This window comes from Terriglobales bacterium (assembly GCA_035561515.1).
In the GTDB taxonomy this organism is placed as follows: Bacteria; Acidobacteriota; Terriglobia; order Terriglobales; family Acidobacteriaceae; genus DATMXP01.
On the sequence record DATMXP010000041.1, the window covers coordinates 13131 to 33620 of the forward strand.

Here is a 20490-nt window from a genome sequence, read left to right on the forward strand (position 1 = left end):
AGCTCAGTAGCGAGGACAGAGAATCCTCGCTGCACTCGGAATGACAAACAAACGGAGATAAAGATGGCATACAGCGATAAGGTACTCGACCATTACACAAATCCCCGCAACGTGGGATCGATGGACAAGAACGCTGCCGATGTGGGGACGGGCCTGGTCGGCGCGCCCGAGTGCGGTGACGTAATGAAACTCCAGATCAAAGTGAATCCGGAGACGAACGTCATTGAGGACGCGAAGTTCAAGACGTTTGGATGCGGTTCGGCGATTGCTTCCAGTTCGCTTGCAACAGAGTGGGTGAAGGGCAAGACGGTCAACGAAGCACTGGAGATCAAGAACACCGACATCGTAAAGGAACTGGCGCTGCCTCCGGTGAAGATTCACTGCTCGGTGCTGGCGGAAGATGCCATCCGCGCGGCGATCAGCGATTGGAAGAAGAAGCAGGGAAGTGACGTGCCTGTGCCGGTGGAAGCCAAAGCAGGCGACTAAACAGAGATTGGAGTGGCCGTGAGTGGCGTAACCAATGTCACAGACGGACGCTCCTGGGCGGAGAACAATCTCCGTAGATGAACAGATTATGAGCACAACGTTAGAGGTTCTGGGCACCGCTCCTGCCAAGGGGATCGCGGTTACGGAAAAGGCGCTGGCGAAAATCAAGGCAGCGATGGAGAAGGAAGGCATTTCTCCGGAGCAGGGCGGATTGCGCGTCGGCGTACAGGGCGGCGGGTGTTCCGGGTTGAGCTACAACATCCGGTTCGATTCGCAGCCGCGCGAACGTGACCGCATCTTCCAGTACGGCGACGTGAGAGTGTTTGTGGATCCGAAGTCGTTTATCTACCTGCATGGCATGACTCTGGATTACGAAGAGACACTCATGAACCAGGGGTTCGTGTTCAAGAATCCGAATGCACAAAAGTCGTGTGGATGCGGTACGAGTTTTACGGCCTAAGCAGTTGCAGTAGATTCCTCGCTGCGCTCGGAAGGACAATAGAAAACGGCCCGGCGTTGGAGCCGGGCTGTGTTGTGTAAGGACGGAACATGGCAGTGTCGGATAAGTTGCACAGTATTCAACTGGAGAAGCCGAACGAAGCGACAGGGGCATGTTGGTCGTGCGGCGACATGCGCGCAGCGCACTTCTGTAAGTCGTGCGGCAGTGTGCAGCCGGCCGTTCCCACAGACTACTTTTCGTTCTTTGGGCTTCCGCGAAACCTGAACCTCGACGTCGCCAAACTGGAGCGAGACTTCTACCAGTTCAGCCGGAAATTGCACCCGGACGTTTTCGCAAGCGCGAGCGGGAAGGAACAGGAGTGGAGCCTGCAAAAGACTTCTCAGCTCAATGATGCTTATCGGACTCTGAAAGATCCGATCGCGCGGACCGAGTATCTGCTGAAGCTTGAGGGTGTGCATCTTGAGGAGCAGTCGAAATCGGCGACCGAAGCGGCGCGGCAATCGGGCGAGGTGAAGAAGCAAGTGGTTCCTCCGGACCTGCTGGAAGAAGTGTTTGAGCTGAACATGCAACTGGAAGAAGCGCGCATGAACAAGAAGATGGGTGAGGCGGATGAAAGCCTCACACGCGATCTTCAGCAGACGAAGGAGAAACTACAAGCGAAGTTCGATGCACTCGACACGGAACTGAAGCGCTACTGGAACGATTGGGATTCCGTCGTTGCACGCAATGGTTCCGAAGATGAAAGGAAGCCCGTTCGCGACAAGATGTTGGACCTTTTGAATCGACGCACTTATATACGAAACCTGGTCCGCGACGTGAACGAGGTGTTGGAATAGCACGTGGCTGAAGAGAGAGTGGTAGGAATCGATCTTGGGACGACGAACTCCCTGGTGGCGTTCATGCAGGGGGAGAAGCCTGTGGTCATCCCCGGAGAAGACGGATCGAACCTGCTGCCATCCGTGGTGGCGCTCGATTCGAATGGGCAGATTGTCGTTGGCAATGCGGCGCGAAAGAACCTGATCGAGACGCCCGATCGAGCCGTGTATTCGGTGAAGCGGCTAATGGGACGTGGCGTGGACGATGTCCGCGACGAGCTGAAGCTGTTTCCGTTTCGTTTGGCTGACGATCTGCAAGCCGGCGAAGTGATGCGGATAAAACTGGGCGATAAAGATTTCACGCCACCGGAAATTAGCGCGTACATTCTGCGGCAGTTGCGCCGCAATGCGGAAAGATTCTTTGGCGCGCCGGTGAAGAAGGCGGTCATCACTGTTCCGGCGTACTTCAATGACGCGCAGCGCCAGGCGACGAAGGATGCGGGAAGAATCGCCGGCCTGGATGTGCTGCGACTGGTAAATGAGCCAACTGCGGCGTCACTCGCTTACGGACTCGACCAGAAGAAGAACGGCATTGTTGCGGTCTATGACCTGGGCGGCGGGACCTTCGATATTTCGATCCTGAAGCTGCATGACGGAATTTTCGAGGTGATTGCCACGAATGGTGACACGCACCTGGGCGGCGACGACATCGACAACCTGCTGATCGCAGTGGCGATGGAAGACATTCTTGGCGACTTGAAGATCGATATCCGGCGCAACGCGGAAGTGGTGCAGGCTATCCGCAAGGCAGTGATCGAGGCGAAGATCGCGTTGTCATCGAGGGAGTCGGCCGAGTTGGAGGTTGAGCTTCCGGGCGGGAAGAGATACCAGCGGACGATACCGCGCAAGCTTTTCGAGACGATGGCGGATCCGATCATCCAGCGCACGGTGGGTCCGATGAAGCAGGCGCTCAAAGACGCCGGCCTCACGCCGAACCAAGTCGACGAAGTGGTGCTGGTGGGAGGCTCGACGCGTATTCCGCGCGTACGGCAATTAGTAAAGGATCTGTTTCAGCGCGAGCCGCATTGTGAATTGAATCCGGACGAAGTGGTTGCACTCGGCGCAGCAGTGCAGGCGCAGATTCTGGCTGGCGGGTCAGAAGCGACAAAGGACATGCTGCTGCTTGATGTGACGCCACTGTCGCTGGGTATCGAAGCCCTGGGCGGCGTGGTGGCGAAGATCATCCACCGGAATTCGACGATCCCTGCGTCGGCGACTGAGCACTTTACGACTGGCGTAGAAGGACAAACTGCAGTGGCGGTCCATGTGGTGCAGGGTGAACGCGAATTGGCGAAGGATTGCCGCTCGCTCGCGCGCTTCGATCTGAAGGGAATTCCTCCGATGCCGGCAGGTTTGCCGCGCATTGAGGTGAAGTTCCTGATCGATGCGAACGGTATTTTGCACGTGTCGGCCCGCGAACAGAGAAGCGGCAAGGAAGCGGAAATTTCAGTGCAGCCGAGCTATGGTCTCACCGACGAGCAAGTCGAGAACATGCTGCTGGAGTCATTCGATTTTGCCGAGCAGGATTTTGCACAGCGCCAGGTAATTGAAGCCCGCAATGAAGCAGCCACAATTCTTGCTGCACTCGATAAAGGACGCGGAGGTCCGGCTTGGAAGGCGCTTTCCGCGGAAGAGCAGGAAGAGATCGGGTTGCAGGAAGCGAACCTGCGAACGGCGATGAACACGGATGATTATCAGGCGATTCGGAAAGCCATCGATCTACTGAACCAGGGAACGATGCGATTGGCCGAACTGATGATGGATACCGCGGTGTCGAGTGCGTTGAAGGGAAAGACATTCGATCAGGCGGATGTGGGGGAGGGGCCGAGCGCTCCGCACCCGTTCGCGCCGGCAGATATACAGAGCAAGTAAGAGAAGGTTATGGCAGACGAGAAGACACAAGGTGGGGTTACAAGCACAGTGGAAGCGCCGGGACCGAACACGGTCCGCGTGACGTTTCTTCCGGAAGGGAAGACGGTTGAGTTCGATCTCGACAAACTTCCTTATCGCGATCACGGGAAGCCGTGCTCGATTCTAGATGTGGCCGAGAACTTCAACATCTTTCTCGACCACGCATGCGGAGGCAATTGCGCCTGCACCACGTGCCACGTCTGGGTAAAGCAGGGCAAGGAACTGCTGAGCGACATGGATGACGACGAAGCAGACCGCCTCGACATGGCTGCCGATCTGCAATTGAATTCGCGGTTGGGCTGCCAGGTGGTGATCGAGAAACCAGGTGAAGTTGTGGTGGAGGTTCCGGCCTGGAACCGTAACTACGTGAGCGAAGAGCACCATTAATTTCAAGGGAAGGGATGATTGCTGATGCCTACACAGTTCACGTGGGACAGTGCCGAAGATCTGGGGTTGATGTTGTCGGATAAATTTCCGAATCAAAATCCGCTGGAGGTCCGGTTCACGGACCTGCACAAGCTGGTAACCGAACTGCCGGAATTTGTGGACGATCCGATGAAGTCCACGGAAGGAAAGCTCGAAGCCATCCAGATGGCATGGTACGAGGAGTGGCAGGATAGAAACGAGTAAAGATTCAAGGTCAAGGGGCACGTCGCCAATGTTGATTTGCTCTGGCATCGTGAACCTATCTCGTACCGGAGAACTTTCCACCGGGCTATGCTGCGCTGTGACTCTTACTCCATGAGGTGCCTTCAGATGACTCGATATGCTTCGTCATCGCGACCAGCGCGTACGCAAGCGCTGCATCGCATGTGTCGGAGTCGAGTTTGAGCATGCTGGCCGCTTCCTGGACCGGGTATCTCTCCAACACGTGCATGACAAACATGAAGCGTGGGAGGACAGGCAACAGTCTCACCGACCGCTGGACACATTCGAGCGACAGATCGTGAAGCGAATCTCGCTTGTCGAGTTTCAGAACGTGAATCGCATTGATCCAGACATTTGCATTGCGCCGGTCGGCTACTAGTTCGGAACGCTTCTTGTCAGCGCACGCCTTGATCGCCATCTTGCAGGCCCAACGAGCCAGCCAGACGTCAAAGGTTCGATTGAAGTTCACCAGAACGTCGAACCACTGTTGCGTAAGACGTTCCGCAACTTCCTTGTTGTCCATGAGCGCCATAGCGAGCCAGTAAACTCGTCCTGCGCACATCGTGAGTAGGTCGGCGCACTTGGTTTGTTCGTCTAATTCCATTGAGTTCTCGGTCATCAACATAGGCAGTCTCGTAAAGGTTTAAAGAGCGGCTGCTCGTACGGCTCTTTTGCGGCGCTCTGCTCGATTACGCTGTCCAAACCCGATCGCTGCCGTCGCAGATGTCGAAGGGCCCTCTGTTCCACAAGGGTGAAACAGTGGTGGCAATATCCGGCCCCGGAGAGGTACAACGAGGAGCCGGAGCGAGTGCGTTCTTGAACTCACTTCTGGCCGATGAAGAGGAAATATCTTCAGCGAAGAGGGATTCAAGAGCGCTCATCTGCCCGGTCTCCTCGGCGGAGATGAAGGCTGTGAGAAGGCGTCGCTGCTCCTCCGGATCGACAGCCACACACCGGCCATCTACGAGATGCCTTCGAGCGCGGAAAACCAGTTGGCGGGCGTTCGGCTCTTCGATGTGAAGGACATCTGCGATTTTTCGATAAGAGTACTCGAATGCTTCGCGAAGGATGTATGCAGCGCGCTCTGCGGGCGAGAGTCTTTCAAGAAGCAAATGAACCGCATGTTGCAACGCTTGTTCGCGCTCTGCGAACAAGCCAGGATCGCCGTGCGAATCCACTGGATATTGAAACCACTCACCGATGTGCGTTTCGTGGCGCGAGCGGGCAGACTGGGTGAGGGTGATACATAACCTTGTGGTAGTCACTGCCAGAAATGCGGGCGGGTTCTCAACCGTACCCCGCTTTCTGCACTGCCACCGCAACCAAACGTCTTGAACGATGTCTTCTGCTTGTGTCGCATTTCCAAGCATGCGGTAAGCAATTCCGAATATACGCGGCCGCGCCATCAAGAAAGCAGAAAGGCTGTCGCTGTGTTCTTCTGTCGTGAAGCAAACGCCGGGTTCCAACGGTGGCTGAAAAGCCGCTGTAGTAGTCATTCTTCTTTCCCTCTTTGTGCTGTTCATGCGGGTAGATAGCACGTGGTTTTCCAAAAGCATTCGCGTGCAAGGCATTGGATTTACGACTCGAAAGCAGCAATTGCGGGAGCGATCACTCGACATGTGTCTCGCGCTCGTCACATGACGAAATCGCGACATGAATCCAAGGCAATCCAGGGACCGATGACGGGACAAATACTGGGATTTAATCCGGCATGCTCAATGAAGTGCACTACGAGATGATGATTACTGTTTCAGTGCTGATGAGGAGAACGAAGCATACCGTTTTAACGGCGTTGTTGATATCCGCAACCGCTGACGCGGGACGTCAAGACGCCAATTCGGAGCTGTCGTCGAAGTCCCGTATTAGACGCTGTCGTGGTTGAAAAATCCCCAGTCGTTTCATCTTGGACACCAATGTTGACCGCTTGAGCCCCAACCTGGCGGCGGCTCCTTGCGGTCCACCTATCATTCCTCCCGCGGCTTTCAGCGTCTTCAAAATCAAAGATGCTTCGTGGTCTCGAAAAGTGCCGAGCGTTACTTGCGGCGTCTCTTTACTTACCGATGGTGGCAGCGGAACGGGATTAGGAAGCACTCCGTCGTCTGACTTAATCACCGCGCGTTCAACCAAGTTCTGAAGCTCCCTCACATTTCCGGGCCAAGAGTATGTACAAAAAGCGGTCATTGTTGGCTCTGGTATTTCCTCAATCTTCTTGCCCATGCGTCTAGAGAATACTTCTACAAAGTGGAGAACCAGTTGACGTATGTCTTCCCGGCGCTCGCGCAGAGGAGGCATGAGGACGGGAAATACGTTCAGCCGATAATAAAGATCATCACGGAATTCTTTGCGCAGGACCATCTGACCCAGGTCGCGATGAGTCGCGGCGACAACACGAACGTTGATGCGGTGTGTGCGACCACTTCCCAGGCGCTCGAACTCTTGCTCCTGCAAAACCCGCAGAATTTTCGGCTGCACAGCCAGCGGCATGTCCCCAATTTCGTCAAGGAAGAGAGTGCCAGTATCCGCCATCTCGAAACGCCCAAGTTTTTGCGTAACGGCTCCAGTAAAGGCTCCTTTCTCGTGCCCAAATAGCTCACTCTCTAAGAGGTCAATGGGAATCGCGGCGCAGTTAAGCCTCACGAACGGGCGCCCGCAACGTGAGCTTATATTGTGGATGGCCCGCGCGATCAATTCCTTGCCGGTCCCAGTTTCTCCGAGCACCAACACCGTGGAATCCGTTGGTGCAACACGTTCGACTTCCATAAGAACAGACTCCAGAGCAGCACTACTCCCAACGATTTGGTCAAACTCGCGGCCTCGTTCATCTTGCGAACCCACAGATACCCCCACTTACACCGGTGATCAGCGTTCAATCCTGTAGGGCCGATCGAACGGCCTCAAGGAGGGCTTCAGAATCAAATGGCTTTGCGAGAAACTTCACTGCTCCTCCCCGCATAGCCTGCAAGCGCATCTTTTCGTCTCCATGTGCGGTGATGAAGATGGTCGGGATCGGACAGTGCTCCGCGTTCAGCTTGGATTGGAGTTCCAGACCAGACATCCCCGGCATCCTGATATCCGCGATTAAGCATCCCGTTTCGCGTTGCTGGCCCGAATTCAAGAAGGCCTCGGCCGAGTCGAACGACTGCACTGGAAGAAGTGCCGATTTGAGCAATCGTTGCACCGCGTCACGATACGATCGATCGTCATCGATGACTGCAACTAGTCTTTCCGTTTTCTCTCTGGCCATACAGGTACATGTTGGATCTGGCCATTGCAGAAAACAATTATGGATCGTGATTAGAAGGACAATAGGTTTGTATAGGTTCGCGGCGACTCATTTAGCAGGATCAATCGGGAAGGGCGATTCAAGTCAGGCGCTCGCCGGCAGCTTGAGCCTTTCCGCCATTCTTCCTAGCTCGGCGGGGGTGTTGGCCTGCATCTTGCGCATGACATGCCCGCGATGGACGGTCGCGGTAATTTCAGTGGTACCTAACGCTGAGGCAATCTGTTTCGTGAGCATGCCAGATACGACAAGAAACATCACCTCGCGTTCACGCGCGGTCAACTTCGAGTAGCGAGCCTTCAACTCCGCGATCTCGCTCTGCTGTTGTCGAGTCTCACTGTCAAGCTTGAGAGCCTGCTGGATCGCATCGATCAGGTCCTGATCGCGAAAAGGCTTGGTCAGGAACTCCACTGCTCCCAATTTCATCGCTTTTACAGTCATCGGAACGTCCGCATGGCTGGTGATGAAGATAATCGGGATGTGGACGTCCATCTCAATTAACTTACCTTGCACTTCCAGTCCGCTCATCCCCGGCAGTCGCACATCCAAAAGAAGGCAAGTGGGACTGTTTGGAAGCTTGTGCCGTAGGAACTCTTCTGGAGTAGCAAACGATTCGGAACGCAGCCCTACTGTTTTTAAGAGTCGCTGAGTGGCCGCACGCATGCGGTTGTCATCGTCGACGATCAACACAACAGGTGGATTGGCAGAACTCATGCGACGGCTGTCTCCCTGATTGGCAGCGTGAATCGAAAGGTTGCTCCTCCCGCTGCGTTTCTCTCGGACCAAATCTGTCCTCCGTGCGACTGAATTACAGAGCGAGTAATTGCCAGCCCAAGACCCGTGCCCTGGGTTTTAGTAGTGAAAAACGCATTGAAAATTTTATCCTCATTTTCAGGGGGAACTCCTGCTCCGGTGTCGCTAACGGATATTTGGAGTTGGCCATCCGCCGCGAGTTGCGAGCTTATTGTAAGCTCGCCTCCACTCTCCATCGCCTCAATGGCATTGAGCATGAGATTCATCAACACCTGTTGTACCTGGACACGGTCCACAATCAGGTTGGGAAGTCCATTCGCAAGATCACTGCGAATCGTCACTGCATGCCGATCGGCTTCATTTCCCATCATGATCACCATCTCTACAATGATCTGATTCAGATCAACTGTCTCCAGTTGAGAAGATCCTTTTTGGTACAGCGATCGAACGCGATCGATTATGTCGGCGGCGCGCCTGGCATCTTTGATCATCTCCAAAGCGGCCTCTCGTGCTTCGGGCAAATCGGGCTGCTGCCGATTCAACAATCGAAGACAGGCCTCCGCGTTTGTAACAGCCGCCCCAATCGGCTGCTTAATCTCGTGGGCTAACGAGGCAGTCAATTCTCCCATACTTGTGACCCGAGTAACGTGAGCCAAGTCCGCCTGGACCTGACGTAATCGCTCACGCGCTTCCTCGGCCCGCTTGCGTTCCGTAACATCGACCATGGTGCCGAGCACTTGAACCAGCTCTCCAGCGCGATTAACAACTGGTTTGCCGATGGCGTGAATGTGCCTGACCGTGCCATTTGGTTTCACCATCCTGAACTCGACGTCGCAACTCGTTTTTGTTCGAAACGCCTGCTCATTGGCCGACTGAACCGTGTCTCGGTCTTCGGGGTGTATACGGCTGAGGAATTGGTCCCACCTAGGTGGGCCTTGTTGTGGATCAAACTCAAAAAGGCGGAACATTTCGTCGGACCAGTAGACTGCTTGCCTACTGGTGCCATCAATGGCACAACTTCCAGTGTGGGTTTGTCTCTGAGCTTCGGCCAGATAGGCCTCGCTATGACGTAGAGCTTCTTCAGCGCGCTTTTGTTCGCTCAAGTCCAGAATGTAGGCGACACCTTGATTGGTCTGGCCTTCGAAGCAAGCTGCCCCTATCAGCACGGGCACACGGGAGCCATCCTTCCTGAAATACTCCTTTTCACGTACTTGCATCATCCCGGTCGCTTTAAGTTCTTCCGCTTCGTAGAGCGCGTGTGCCTCTTGCCATTCCGGAGGCGTTATGTCGAGCCACCGGAGCCCGGCATCCAAGTCCTTTCGGTCGTACTGGACCATACGAAGAAACGCGTCATTCGCATCGATGACGCGCCCATCGAGATCCCAGATGACGATCCCGATGATATTCGAATCGATAAGCCTCCGGATTTTCCGTTCACGGTCCTCGAGTTCATGGTAGAGCCGCGTGTTTTCAAGTGAGATCGCTGCGCGGTAAGCAAGCACTTTCAAGATCGCGATGCGATGGGGACTGAAAACGTCGGCCGTCAGACTGTTTTCAAGGTAAAGGATACTGATCAGTTTACCTTGATTGATCAGTGGCAAGGCGAGAATGGACCGCGGTCCTCCCTGGCGAATATAGGGATCATCTGAGAAAGGATTCGGGGCCGATGCATCTGCGACAATTACACAGTCCTCAGTACGCATAACGTACCGCACCACCGACTCTGGCATTTCCGCAGAGATGTGAGTCACCTCGCGTCGAACGGCGACGTCACCTTCGGCGACAATAGCTTCAGCATCTACCTTCAATTCATCACGCCGGGGTTCAATCAAGATGCCTCGGTTAGCGCCCGCCTGTTCGAGCGCTGCACGCATTAGGCTGTTAATCAGTTTCTCCAGCACCATCTCACCCGAAACAGCCTGCGACACTTTGATCACGGTGGCCAGGTCTACCGTCTCCATGCTCATTCCGGTCATGCCGGTCGGAGTAGGCAATGGCCGTTCTGTCTTGAGGTGCGGGTATAGACTTTCCAGCTGAACAACCTTGCCATCAGCGCCCCAACGCTGATAGCAATAACGTGCTTCGAGTAGGTAAGCGTGCGCGATCTTCAGGAAACCACGTGCGGCATAGAATCGTGCAGCTAACTCGTACGCTAGCCCCTCATTGTTGAGGAAGCCGTTGTCATGCGCCGACCGGATCGCCTGTTCATATAGCTGCTCAGCGTCAAGCACGCGACCCTCGATTCGTGCCATTTCGGCGCGAATCATTGCGAAGCGATTTTCAAAGTTCTCCGGGCAATGTTGTGCCCAGATCTCGTACTGATTGTGGTGTGCAGACAAGGCCTCGAAATGCTCGTTACGGGAATCGCCTATTGCGTTGTCAAGAGAGGCTGCCCGTGAGAGCGCGCTGTAAAAGTGATACTCCGCGACTTCAAAAAAGGAGGGAGACGTCCAAAGCAGTCGCTTCGCGTTTAACGATGCCTCAATCGCAACGGAGTAGTCACCCGCGAGAAAGCGGGCTTGTAGCTTGCGGATCCAATACCAACATTCCGGCAGCGCCAAAACAGGGTCGCTGGCGAAATGACGCTCGAACTGTAGCTCTTGGAATTGTGCGTCATCAAACGATCCGAATGTTGTTGTCAGACCGCGTAAGGTTCGGATCAAGCCGAGTTGAGCTGTGATGCAGTCTATGACGAGACCAAACCTAATGCTCGTCGCGAACTGAAGGCCAATTTCGGCTTCACGCTGCACCTCTGCCAATGGATCTCCCGCCGCGAGATAGTTTGTATACAAAACATTGCGGCTGTATGCGGCATAGGTGAGGTCGCCAATCCTGTTGGCGGCGTTGAAACAGCGACTTTGAAGCTCCCGCGCCTGCTTGATGTGTTTCGTCCATGGAACAATAAGAGTCCCGAAGGACATATAAGTGCGCGCCTTATATCGCTGCAGTCCATGTTGCTCAACCAGATCGTAGCCAAGTTTGCCAAAGCGAAAGCCGGCCGGGTAATTTCCGAAACGAGGTCCCGCGAGCATTCCCAACCACACATAGGCGTAACAGGAGCCGTCACTGTTGCCGTGTTCGAGACTGAGGTTGACCATGCGGCAAATAACAAGAGCCAGAAGTTTCGCGTCGATGAACAATGCAGGCGTCACAATCTCGGTAAAGACGTCTAGCATGTCGAGCACATCCTGGTTATTGGCCAGAGGTAAGCTGACAAGGTCCTCGATTTGTCGGCTGCCCAATAGGGACCAGATTCGATCGTATTCCCGAGAAACTTCTTCCTCACGCGGGTGCATGGACCAATTCGTGCCGTGAACTGTTAGATATTCGAGGAAGACCTGAACCGCGCGATCACTGCGATCCAACGCTGTGTAAAGAGTCAGGCGCAATCGTGTGATCAGAGCGATGTCGTGTGCGCCTCTGGCTCGGTCCGCCAACATGGTTAAGCGACGTTCTGCGGATGCCATATCTGTGGTGAGTAGTTCGCATTCGGCCAGGAGAGATTCGATCGAGAAAACAAGGCCGTAATTGCGGTTCCAGGTATCTTCGGTCGACGATTGTCGCGCGGCCTGAAGGTAATCGCTCGCTCGTGTTGCGAGTACGCTGAGGTTTTCTTGCTCTGACGGATCCGCAGTCGGTGTTACATACTCTGAGAAGAGAGACTCAGCCGAAAAAACTACCTCGTAGTCATGACTCCATGTCTCGTCGGCCAACAGTTGACGTGCAATATGAAGGTACTTGATCGCGGAGGCATATGCCGTTGAGGCCTTCGCTCGCCTCGCTGCAAGGAGATTCAATTCGGCGACGCTTTGACGGTCGGCCAGGGAACCGATGAGGTGATGGCTTCGACTGAATTGGTTGACGATGTCGAAGATCCCCTCCTCAATTTCATCTGGAGAGCTGTTTGAGACCATCAGCATGCCAATTCTGAGATGCATCTCTCCGCGCGAGTCTTCAGGGATCAGAGAATATGCGGCTTCCTGAACGCGATCGTGAAGAAAGTGATAGGAGTCTTTCGAACGCAGGATAAAGCCAGCATCCAGCGCTTCGGCCAGGCGCGCATGCATTTGCTCCATCGAACCTTCGGAGACCATGCGCATGACCGTAAAATCTGCGCCACCTCCCAGGCAGGCCAGTTGCTTCAATGCGTTCTGCGCTTCAGGGGCTAGGTGGGCCATTTTCCCGACCATGAGATCTATCACATTGTCTGTGTAGCCTTTGGCCTGAATGTGATTGAGATCCCACGACCATTGCCCTGAAACATGATCGAACGTAAGCAAACCCTCTTCGCAAAGCGTGGAAATGAATTGGATGGCGAAGAAGGGGTTACCACTCGTCTTGTTATGAACTAGTTCAGCAAGCGGGCCAGCTTGCTGCGTCTTGCAGCGAAGCGCATCTGCAACCAATTGAGCCAAGTCTTTTCGAGTGAGAGGGGCGACTACAATGTCCTGCAACAATGCCCCTGTCTGGCGTATTTCCTGCAGTTTGCGACTCAGTGGATGTGTCGAGTCCACCTCATTGTCCCGATAAGCCCCGATCAGCAGAAGATGCTTCAAGTCGGGCTGAGTCAGCAGATACTCGATCAAGTCCAGGGTCGCCGCGTCGAGCCACTGCAGGTCGTCAAGAAAGAGTGCAAGAGGGTGTTCCGGTGCTGCGAACACGCCGACGAATCGACGGAATACCAGATGAAATCGTGCCTGGGATTCTCGCGGGGGAAGTTCAAGAACTGGAGGTTGCTCTCCGATGATGGCTTTCAGTTCAGGAACGAGACCCACGATAAGTTGTCCATTCGGACCAAGGGCATCATGAAGAGCATTTCGCCACCGCGATAACTCCTCTTCGCTCTTGCTCAGGAGTGCGCGCGTGAGGTTCTGAAATGCCTGGGCCAACGTGGCGTAAGGGATATCACGCTTATATTGATCGAATTTCCCCGATGCAAACAGGCCACGCGGAGGAACCAAGGGCTTGTGCAGTTCGTTAACGATCGCGGACTTACCGATTCCGGAATAGCCTGACACCAGCACCAACTCTGGCCTGCCTCCGGCAACTACACGATCAAAGGCGGCGAGCAAGATCGCGATTTCCCGCTCTCTACCGTATAGCTTCTCCGGCATCAGCAGACGATCTGGAGCGTCGTCCTGGCCGATCGAGAAATCCGAGATGCGCCCATGCGCCTCCCATTCTTGGAGGCAACGCCGGAGGTCGCGCTCCACGCCAGATGCGGTCTGGTAACGTTCCTCGGGTGTTTTTGCGAGAAGTTTCATGATGATTCCGGACACACATGCCGGCGCATCCTTGCGTCGGTCATGAGGCGGAACCGGATGCCTCGCGATGTGGCAATGTACCCATTCAAGCGGGTCGGAAGCTGTAAAAGGCAGTGCCCCGGTGAGCATTTCGTAGAACACGACGCCCAGTGAGTAAAGATCGCTTCGAGAATCGACGGAGCGATTCATCCGCCCGGTTTGTTCAGGAGCCATGTACGGAAGAGTTCCGATAATGAGTTCGGGAGGTTCGGCGTTTTGGCGCTCGCGCCGAAGGCGGGAAGCGATCCCAAAGCCCATGAGCCGAACCTCCCCCGTGGCTGGGTTAACCAGAACATTGGTTGGCTTCAGATCCTTGTGAATCAGCTTTTGCTGGTGCAAGCTGCCGAGAACTGTTGTAAGACCCAGGGCGAAACGGAGGAACTGCGCTGTCTCAATCGGCCTCGAAAGCAATTGGTCGAGAGTTTGGCCACCTGGATCTTCGAGGATGAGTGATACCTGTGCCCCTGCTTCTGAAAGGGCCGTGGGACGTACGGCCCATGCCGAGTCCAATTCACTCCTTAGTGAGTATTCGTGACGAATCTTGCTGAGTGTCTCCGGCGTTGGTCGGGTGGAAGCTGGAGTCAGAACCAGAACGGAAGCTAGTTCAGGTAACTTCGGATGAGCACGTGAGAGAACGAATTCGCCATCATCACGAAGGCGGTCGAGAGAGTACCCCGAAACTTGCACGATGATCCCCCACGCCATCACCGTGCTTTCGAATGACGGCAACGAGCACAGGTGACCAATGATGCTTTTGGGGAATTCTAGAACCGCTTCCTGACAGGAGCAACAACATTAGAGGTTAAGTACACGTTACAAAGTGCGACGGAAAAGGGCAATCGTTGCGACTTTTCAGGGAATCGGGCATCGTTGGAAACGGCTTTGCCATCAGGGTAAGTGAAACCTGCGGCCGCGGCTTTCTGTTGTACATCGATTCTCTTTTACTCAGTATTGTCTTTTGCCTCGTCGCTTGCTTTCTCTGACGCCAGATCAAGGTTCTGCCGATCCTCATCTAACGGAAGAATGCAGGCACCGATTTCCGATGGAGCCGTATCTTCGAAAATTAAGATTGCGCGAACCTCTTCCTCTGCCTCTTCCAAGTAAATCTCTTCCTGACTAGCGATCTCCTCGTAGTATTCGTCGAGGTCATTTGAACCGTCGTAACCGTTTCTATTGTCGCTTGACATCGTGATCACACTCCCAGGCTTGTCTCGATGTAAAAACCGATCAGGAGCTGCTTTTGTGACAGTCCTTTGTCACATTCAAGAGGATTATTCGGTCATAAGGGCGAGGATCGAAGCGCAGTGATGCACTTGCTGTTGGCAAGCGAAGAACTGGTGAGCGACGCCGTCGCACCCTGACCACCATCCCGGACCGAAAGGAGACTCGCGATGTCACTGTCCAAAGAGGTGAAAGGACTTGGAATGCCCTGGGAGGAGCAGTACGGCTACGCCCAAGCCATAAAGGTAGGTGACACGATCTACATCTCCGGCCAGCTCAGCCATGACGACCAAGGAAACATGGTTGCCCCTGCGCCTTTAGATGGCACGGGTCGGATCGTCGACCACTCAAACATGGAAGCACAAATGCGCCAAGCGTATGCGAATGCAAAGAAGATTCTTCACCAGTTCGGTGCGACTTTGGAAAACGTCGTTGAGGAGGTTCTTTACGTCACGGATATGGAAAGAGCTTTCGGGGTGGCGGGAATCGTTCGAAAGGAAGCGTACGGGGCGAACAAACCAGCGGTGGCAAGCACCATCTTGGTGACACCTCGGCTGGCACTCCCAAATCAGCTCATCGAAATCAAGCTCGTTGCCAAGATGCGATAAGATCACGAGTGAACATCGGTATTGCAATCAGCGGGCAAGTGAGACCGCCAACGATTTCAAGGTACGATCAACTATGAACCCCGCCGTCAATTCAGGTCGCAATCAATGCCCATCACCTGCACGAGCTAAAGTGCCAATCGATGCGCCGCTGGGCCCCGCAGCGTATGGAAGGATGTTCCCAGAATTGGCGCCGTTTGAAGCTGATGAGCAATTCCTACATGCTCTTGGTCGGTTAGGTGGTGTTTGCGATTGCGGAGATATCGATGATTCTGCCGATTCATTAGGGGAAACCGCCGCTGGTTGGCCTATCTTGGGTCAATTTGTCGCTCACGACATTACGGCTGACCGATCCAGTTTGCGATCCGATGTCGACACTTCAGAGCTACGCAATGCTCGCAGGCCGCAACTAAATCTTGAATGCCTCTATGGCGATGGACCGACCGGCCATCCATTTCTTTACCAACGCGACGATCCTGCAAAGTTCCTGCTAGGTGCAGATGGATTAGACGTGCAACGAAATGCTGAGGGCACTGCAGTCATCAGCGACCCACGTAATGATTCGCACACGCTGATTTCCCAGATGCATTTGGCGATGCTTAAAGCGCATAACGCCTTCGTCGATGAACTCCGTCTGGACGGAGTACGGGATGATCGGGTATTCGACGAAGCATGCCGGCTGTTACGTTGGCACTATCAGTGGAGCATTTTGAATGAGTTTCTGCCCACTCTCGTTGGAAGTTTGCTTGTCGATCAGGTGCTTAAAGAGGGGCCGAAATGGTTCCATCCTTCTCACGATGGATACATACCGCTCGAGTTTGCCGATGCAGCTTACCGGTATGGCCATTCACAAATTCGTTGCCGGTACCGGTTGAACTTGCACACAGATCCCGTACCGCTCTTTCCTGATCTCCTGGGATTCCGTGCGGTACCGCGGGACCGGCTCGTCGACTGGGCATTGTTCTTCGACGTGCCTGGGAAAGCGCCGGCACAGCGCTCCAAAAAGATCGATGGAAAGCTCGTGCGATCCCTGATCGAGTTGCCTGTAGCCGTCACTGGGCAGTGCGAAATCGAGGACTATCATTCGCTCGCTGTTCGTGACCTGCAACGAGGGCAGGGTGTCAGACTACCGTCCGGAGAGGCTGTAGCCCGTCACCTCGGGGTTATTCCTCTTAACGCGAAGCAGGTTGGCATCGACTCCGTGGGCTGGCAAGGCGAAACCCCCCTCTGGTACTACATTCTCCGCGAGGCTGACGTCTGTACGGGAGGTCATCGACTCGGTCCCGTAGGTGGCCTGATTGTAACGGAGGTATTGGTTGGGCTGATCGACGCAGATGAAACATCGTTTCGCCGTAACGAAAAGGAATGGCGCCCCCTAAAAACCATCGCAGAGTTGCTGAGCGCTTAGTAAGGATTTTCGCGCTTACCTCCACTGCAGTCGTAACTCCCTCCAAACAGTCTCCCTCCCGACGCCTCGATTTTTATCCGGTTACTTCAACAACATCACGTCACGAAACGCTGTGACGTTTGGTCTTAGCAGATACAAGAGACTGATGGCAGCCAAATGCCGTCGCGAAGACTGAAGGAGTATCCAAATGAAAATCGTAGTTATCGGCGGCACTGGCCTCATCGGGTCAAAGCTTGTCAAAATCCTTCGTGAGCAGGGCCACGAGGCAGTGGCGGCTGCGCCTAACTCAGGTGTCAACACCCTGACCGGCGAGGGCCTGGCCGAAGTGCTGAAAGGCGCTTCGGTGGTAGTTGACGTATCGAATTCTCCGAATTGGGAGGAGTCGGCTGTACTGAACTTCTTTGTAACCTCAACTCGCAACCTGCTGAGCTATGAAGCAGTGGCAGGCGTCAAACATCACGTTGCATTGTCCGTTGTAGGAACACAGCAACTCTTCGAGAGCGCTTATTTTCGTGCCAAGATCGCACAAGAGAGGCTGATCGAACAAGGCTCGATTCCCTACACCATTGTCCACGCGACGCAGTTCTTCGAGTTCGTGAAGGGAATTGCCGATATTTCGATGGTTGGCGACAAGGTTCATCTGCCTCCAGTGCTTTTCCAGCCAATGTCAGCCGACGATGTCGCGAGTGCCGTCGCCAGCGTCGCCCTGGAGCCACCGCTCAACAGCACAGTCGAAATCGGTGGGCCGGAACAGTTTCGTCTGGATGAACTCGTTCGCCGGCGCCTGGCGCAGCTAGGAGACCGACGCGACGTCATCGCCGATCCGAGTGCGACTTACTCCGGGGCAAGGGTGAAGGATAAGACGCTTGTACCGGGCAGCGGTGCGCGACTCAGCAAAACAACCTTCGATACCTGGGTCAAAGAATCTGAAGCAAAAACTGCAAGCTCCAAATCTTCGGCGGCATGACGACTCGCGGAATACCCAGGACAAGTAACCGAGCACCCACGCCTAATGAAAGGATAACTATGAAGTTCAAAAAAATGGTCTTGGCCTTGACGTTCCTGACGGCTGCCACGCTGGTAGCCCAAGAGGCAAAGGTCACCACACTCATGTCTAAGGACCTGAAGGAATCTCCCGGAAAACAGGGCTTGATGCTGATGATCGAATATCCGCCGGGCAGCACTGACCCGGTCCATCGGCACAACGCACATGGGTTTATCTACGTCCTGGAAGGTTCGATCGTGATGCAGGTGAGAGGTGGTCAAGAGGTGACACTCACACGCGGCCAAACCTTCTATGAAGGCCCAGACGATGTTCACGTCGTTGGACGAAACGCAAGTAAAACCAAGCCGGCAAGATTCGTCGTGTTCTTCGTGAAGGACAAAGACGCTCCAGTGCTGGTACCCGCTGACTAAGTTCTCAAAACCCACGAGCAGTACCGCTCGCGAAAACTTTAGGAGAGATCACATGAGCACAATCACGGTGAAAGACGGCACGACCATTTACTACAAGGACTGGGGCAAAGGCCCGGTCGTCACCTTCTCACATGGATGGCCGCTGAGTTCCGACGCGTGGGACGGCCAGCTTCTGTTCCTGGCCCAGAACGGCTTTCGCGTTATTGCCCACGACCGGCGTGGCCATGGTCGTTCCAGCCAGGCTTGGGGCGGGAACGATATGAACGGTTACGCGGATGATCTAGCAGCTCTCATCGAGAAGCTGGATCTCAAAGACGTGACACTGGTGGGTCATTCCACTGGTGGAGGTGAAGTCGCACGTTATATTGGACGCCACGGTACCGCGCGGGTTGCTGCAGCCGTTCTGATCGCGGCAGTACCGCCAGGCTTGGTAAAGTCCGCTTCCAACCCGCAAGGAATCCCTATCGAGGTGTTCGACGGACTACGCAGCAGTCTTATCAAGGACCGCTCGCAGTTTTACAAAGACTTCGCCCTCATGTTTTACGGTGCAAATCGAGCGGGTGCAAGCGTGTCCCAGGGAACGCTTGATCAGTTCTGGTTATGGAGCATGCAGGGTGGTCTCGAGAACATCCACGACAGTATCAAGGCATTTTCTGAAACCCAATTTACGGAAGATCTCAACAAGTTCGACATACCAACCCTCCTGATGCATGGTGAGGATGATCAGATCGTGCCGATAGACGATTCATCGAGACGCTCTGCAAAACTCATCAAAGGGGTGCAGGAAATCTACTATCCGGGGCTGCCTCATGGCCTCACTGCTACGCATCCGGACCGCGTAAACGCTGACCTGCTGAAATTCCTGAACTCCGTTCAGAAGGCCCGCAAGACCGCAGCCTGATCCATCTGCTTCACCGCCGGAGATTGAGGAACCTATGTGCGGCACGCAGGGGAACGGAGTTTTCGCGATTTCTTCCGATTGCCACCGACGAAGGAGAATCGCAGCCAGTTGGTGGACCCTGCGTGTGGCACATAGGGAAGGATCCTAAGTGGAGTATGGGCTTGAATTTTCGAGGAGTGGCAGGATAAGAACGAGTAGCAGTTGCTATTTCAACCAGGCTGCCGGTGCCGCCTAGAGCCCCAACCTTCGCGTGTGTCTGCGTCGCAGCCACCAGAGCAGGCTGATCAGAAAGATGATCGTTGCTAGAGCCAAGCTTCCATGCGTTAGCACGGACTCGATCGCATGCCCAAGAAAATAGGCTGAAGTTGCGACAACCGCCACCCACACGATTGCTCCCAAAGCATTGAAGATCAGAAAGTGTTTCCAGGGCATCTTGAGCGTACCTGCAAGCGGTCCGGCCAGGACGCGAAGCCCGGCGATGAAACGTGCGAAGAAGACGGCAACGGCCCCACGACGGCGAAACAGATCCTCTCCTTTGCGAATTGTCGCTGGGTCGATATGAAAGATCTTTCTATATCGTGCAAGCAGAGGAGAGCCGGCGTATCGGCCAAGAGCGAAGCCGAGATTGTCGCCAGTAATTGCGGCAAAGATAGCTACCAGTGCGACTAAGACGATATTCAGTTGATGCGTGGTGCGGGACAGGACACTGGCTGTGATCAGAATGGTTTCACCGGGAAGTGGTATCCCGGCGTTTTCCAAGAGGAGCCCCACGAGAACGGTCAAGTAACCGTACTGCAAGAAATAGTAAGAGAGGTGCTCCAGGACCCAATGTGCCACGATGGGTAAGTTGCATCTTTACTACATGCGGGTTGTGCTCGCGCGAATCTCGAATGGACAAAGGCTTGGCTCAGAATCGAAACAAGATATTCAGCGCAACCGACTTGCCGGGCCCGCAGCGGCATGGATCCTCTACCTGTGGTCGTTTCCAGAAGATAGTTTCTCCATTACTGCAATCAGTTCTCTTAGCTCTACGCTCGGACAGGGCAGAGAACTCCGATGGGGGACGGTAATATTCCGGGTCAGATCCTGTCAGTCATCGATCGGAGAAGATCCACAAGCTTGTCAAAAGAGCCGCCATAGCCTTGCGTGAGACTGCCAGACGAGCATAGTCCGACGAAATATTCGACTTCCTCTGGAGTTGCACCGAACGGGTCGGCATGCAA

At 54.5% G+C, this 20490-nt stretch carries 19 protein-coding genes; 11 read left to right on the forward strand and 8 right to left on the reverse strand.

Translation table 11 applies throughout. The features are described from left to right. Positions 1–63 precede the first annotated feature (63 nt). The 6 genes from iscU to iscX all read left to right on the forward strand — a co-directional run bounded on the left by iscU (position 64) and on the right by iscX (position 4362). Positions 64–486, forward strand: a complete 423-nt coding sequence (gene iscU, locus VN577_18265; GenBank protein HWR16777.1) for a Fe-S cluster assembly scaffold IscU — start codon at positions 64–66, stop codon at positions 484–486. 88 nt (positions 487–574) lie between these two features. Next, on the forward strand, positions 575–946 hold the full coding sequence (locus VN577_18270; protein HWR16778.1) for an iron-sulfur cluster assembly accessory protein: 372 nt from the start codon (positions 575–577) through the stop codon (positions 944–946). Between the two features lie 89 nt (positions 947–1035). Further along, entirely contained in the window at positions 1036–1782 is a 747-nt protein-coding gene (hscB, locus tag VN577_18275; protein HWR16779.1) for a Fe-S protein assembly co-chaperone HscB, read from the forward strand. Positions 1783–1785: 3 nt separating this feature from the next. Further along, complete coding sequence (hscA, locus tag VN577_18280; protein HWR16780.1) at positions 1786–3693, forward strand: Fe-S protein assembly chaperone HscA; 1908 nt, start codon at positions 1786–1788, stop codon at positions 3691–3693. Positions 3694–3702: 9 nt separating this feature from the next. Next, positions 3703–4119, forward strand: a complete 417-nt coding sequence (locus tag VN577_18285) for a 2Fe-2S iron-sulfur cluster-binding protein (protein ID HWR16781.1) — start codon at positions 3703–3705, stop codon at positions 4117–4119. A gap of 24 nt (positions 4120–4143) precedes the next feature. Continuing rightward, on the forward strand, positions 4144–4362 hold the full coding sequence (gene iscX, locus VN577_18290; GenBank protein ID HWR16782.1) for a Fe-S cluster assembly protein IscX: 219 nt from the start codon (positions 4144–4146) through the stop codon (positions 4360–4362). Between the two features lie 85 nt (positions 4363–4447). Here the strand turns inward: iscX and VN577_18295 are convergent, their stop codons facing one another. The 7 genes from VN577_18295 to VN577_18325 form a co-directional block, all read right to left on the reverse strand. Continuing rightward, complete coding sequence (locus VN577_18295; protein ID HWR16783.1) at positions 4448–4984, reverse strand: hypothetical protein; 537 nt, start codon at positions 4982–4984, stop codon at positions 4448–4450. 85 nt (positions 4985–5069) lie between these two features. Further along, positions 5070–5876: a sigma-70 family RNA polymerase sigma factor gene (locus VN577_18300; GenBank protein HWR16784.1), complete on the reverse strand. Its 807-nt coding sequence runs from the start codon at positions 5874–5876 to the stop codon at positions 5070–5072. A gap of 328 nt (positions 5877–6204) precedes the next feature. Beyond that, positions 6205–7227: a sigma 54-interacting transcriptional regulator gene (locus VN577_18305; GenBank protein ID HWR16785.1), complete on the reverse strand. Its 1023-nt coding sequence runs from the start codon at positions 7225–7227 to the stop codon at positions 6205–6207. Between the two features lie 19 nt (positions 7228–7246). After that, a complete protein-coding gene (locus VN577_18310) occupies positions 7247–7624 on the reverse strand; it encodes a response regulator (GenBank protein HWR16786.1) in 378 nt (125 codons plus the stop codon). A 123-nt stretch (positions 7625–7747) separates the two neighbouring features. Continuing rightward, a complete protein-coding gene (locus tag VN577_18315; protein HWR16787.1) occupies positions 7748–8374 on the reverse strand; it encodes a response regulator in 627 nt (208 codons plus the stop codon). Next, complete coding sequence (locus VN577_18320) at positions 8371–14421, reverse strand: AAA family ATPase (GenBank protein ID HWR16788.1); 6051 nt, start codon at positions 14419–14421, stop codon at positions 8371–8373. The genes VN577_18315 and VN577_18320 overlap by 4 nt, the downstream gene beginning before the upstream one ends. Positions 14422–14657: 236 nt before the next feature. Next, complete coding sequence (locus VN577_18325) at positions 14658–14903, reverse strand: hypothetical protein (protein HWR16789.1); 246 nt, start codon at positions 14901–14903, stop codon at positions 14658–14660. Positions 14904–15107: 204 nt separating this feature from the next. Here VN577_18325 and VN577_18330 point away from each other — a divergent pair, with 204 nt between their 5' ends. The 5 genes from VN577_18330 to VN577_18350 all read left to right on the forward strand — a co-directional run bounded on the left by VN577_18330 (position 15108) and on the right by VN577_18350 (position 19267). Next, entirely contained in the window at positions 15108–15545 is a 438-nt protein-coding gene (locus VN577_18330; GenBank protein HWR16790.1) for a Rid family hydrolase, read from the forward strand. A gap of 310 nt (positions 15546–15855) precedes the next feature. Continuing rightward, positions 15856–16950 (forward strand): peroxidase family protein, encoded by a 1095-nt coding sequence (locus tag VN577_18335; protein ID HWR16791.1) that lies wholly within the window; start codon positions 15856–15858, stop codon positions 16948–16950. A gap of 187 nt (positions 16951–17137) precedes the next feature. Continuing rightward, the gene (locus VN577_18340; protein HWR16792.1) at positions 17138–17917 is read left to right on the forward strand and encodes an SDR family oxidoreductase; all 780 of its coding nucleotides are present in this window, start codon (positions 17138–17140) and stop codon (positions 17915–17917) included. Between the two features lie 59 nt (positions 17918–17976). Then, positions 17977–18366, forward strand: a complete 390-nt coding sequence (locus tag VN577_18345; GenBank protein ID HWR16793.1) for a cupin domain-containing protein — start codon at positions 17977–17979, stop codon at positions 18364–18366. A 52-nt stretch (positions 18367–18418) separates the two neighbouring features. Then, positions 18419–19267 (forward strand): alpha/beta hydrolase, encoded by an 849-nt coding sequence (locus tag VN577_18350; protein ID HWR16794.1) that lies wholly within the window; start codon positions 18419–18421, stop codon positions 19265–19267. A gap of 231 nt (positions 19268–19498) precedes the next feature. Here VN577_18350 and VN577_18355 read toward each other — a convergent pair whose 3' ends face one another. Then, on the reverse strand, positions 19499–20104 hold the full coding sequence (locus VN577_18355; protein HWR16795.1) for a DedA family protein: 606 nt from the start codon (positions 20102–20104) through the stop codon (positions 19499–19501). Positions 20105–20490 lie beyond the last annotated feature (386 nt).

What these genes read in the sequence shown, in the direction of transcription:
- VN577_18350 (HWR16794.1), top strand. Translation starts at nt 18,419, where the DNA reads ATGAGCACAATCACGGTGAAAGACGGCACGACCATTTACTACAAGGAC.
- VN577_18325 (HWR16789.1), bottom strand. Translation starts at nt 14,903, where the DNA reads ATGTCAAGCGACAATAGAAACGGTTACGACGGTTCAAATGACCTCGAC.
- VN577_18330 (HWR16790.1), top strand. Translation starts at nt 15,108, where the DNA reads ATGTCACTGTCCAAAGAGGTGAAAGGACTTGGAATGCCCTGGGAGGAG.
- VN577_18310 (HWR16786.1), bottom strand. Translation starts at nt 7,624, where the DNA reads ATGGCCAGAGAGAAAACGGAAAGACTAGTTGCAGTCATCGATGACGAT.
- VN577_18295 (HWR16783.1), bottom strand. Translation starts at nt 4,984, where the DNA reads ATGGAATTAGACGAACAAACCAAGTGCGCCGACCTACTCACGATGTGC.
- VN577_18320 (HWR16788.1), bottom strand. Translation starts at nt 14,421, where the DNA reads ATGGCGTGGGGGATCATCGTGCAAGTTTCGGGGTACTCTCTCGACCGC.
- VN577_18285 (HWR16781.1), top strand. Translation starts at nt 3,703, where the DNA reads ATGGCAGACGAGAAGACACAAGGTGGGGTTACAAGCACAGTGGAAGCG.
- VN577_18340 (HWR16792.1), top strand. Translation starts at nt 17,138, where the DNA reads ATGAAAATCGTAGTTATCGGCGGCACTGGCCTCATCGGGTCAAAGCTT.
- VN577_18315 (HWR16787.1), bottom strand. Translation starts at nt 8,374, where the DNA reads ATGAGTTCTGCCAATCCACCTGTTGTGTTGATCGTCGACGATGACAAC.
- VN577_18270 (HWR16778.1), top strand. Translation starts at nt 575, where the DNA reads ATGAGCACAACGTTAGAGGTTCTGGGCACCGCTCCTGCCAAGGGGATC.
- VN577_18300 (HWR16784.1), bottom strand. Translation starts at nt 5,876, where the DNA reads ATGACTACTACAGCGGCTTTTCAGCCACCGTTGGAACCCGGCGTTTGC.
- hscB (HWR16779.1), top strand. Translation starts at nt 1,036, where the DNA reads ATGGCAGTGTCGGATAAGTTGCACAGTATTCAACTGGAGAAGCCGAAC.
- iscX (HWR16782.1), top strand. Translation starts at nt 4,144, where the DNA reads ATGCCTACACAGTTCACGTGGGACAGTGCCGAAGATCTGGGGTTGATG.
- iscU (HWR16777.1), top strand. Translation starts at nt 64, where the DNA reads ATGGCATACAGCGATAAGGTACTCGACCATTACACAAATCCCCGCAAC.
- VN577_18345 (HWR16793.1), top strand. Translation starts at nt 17,977, where the DNA reads ATGAAGTTCAAAAAAATGGTCTTGGCCTTGACGTTCCTGACGGCTGCC.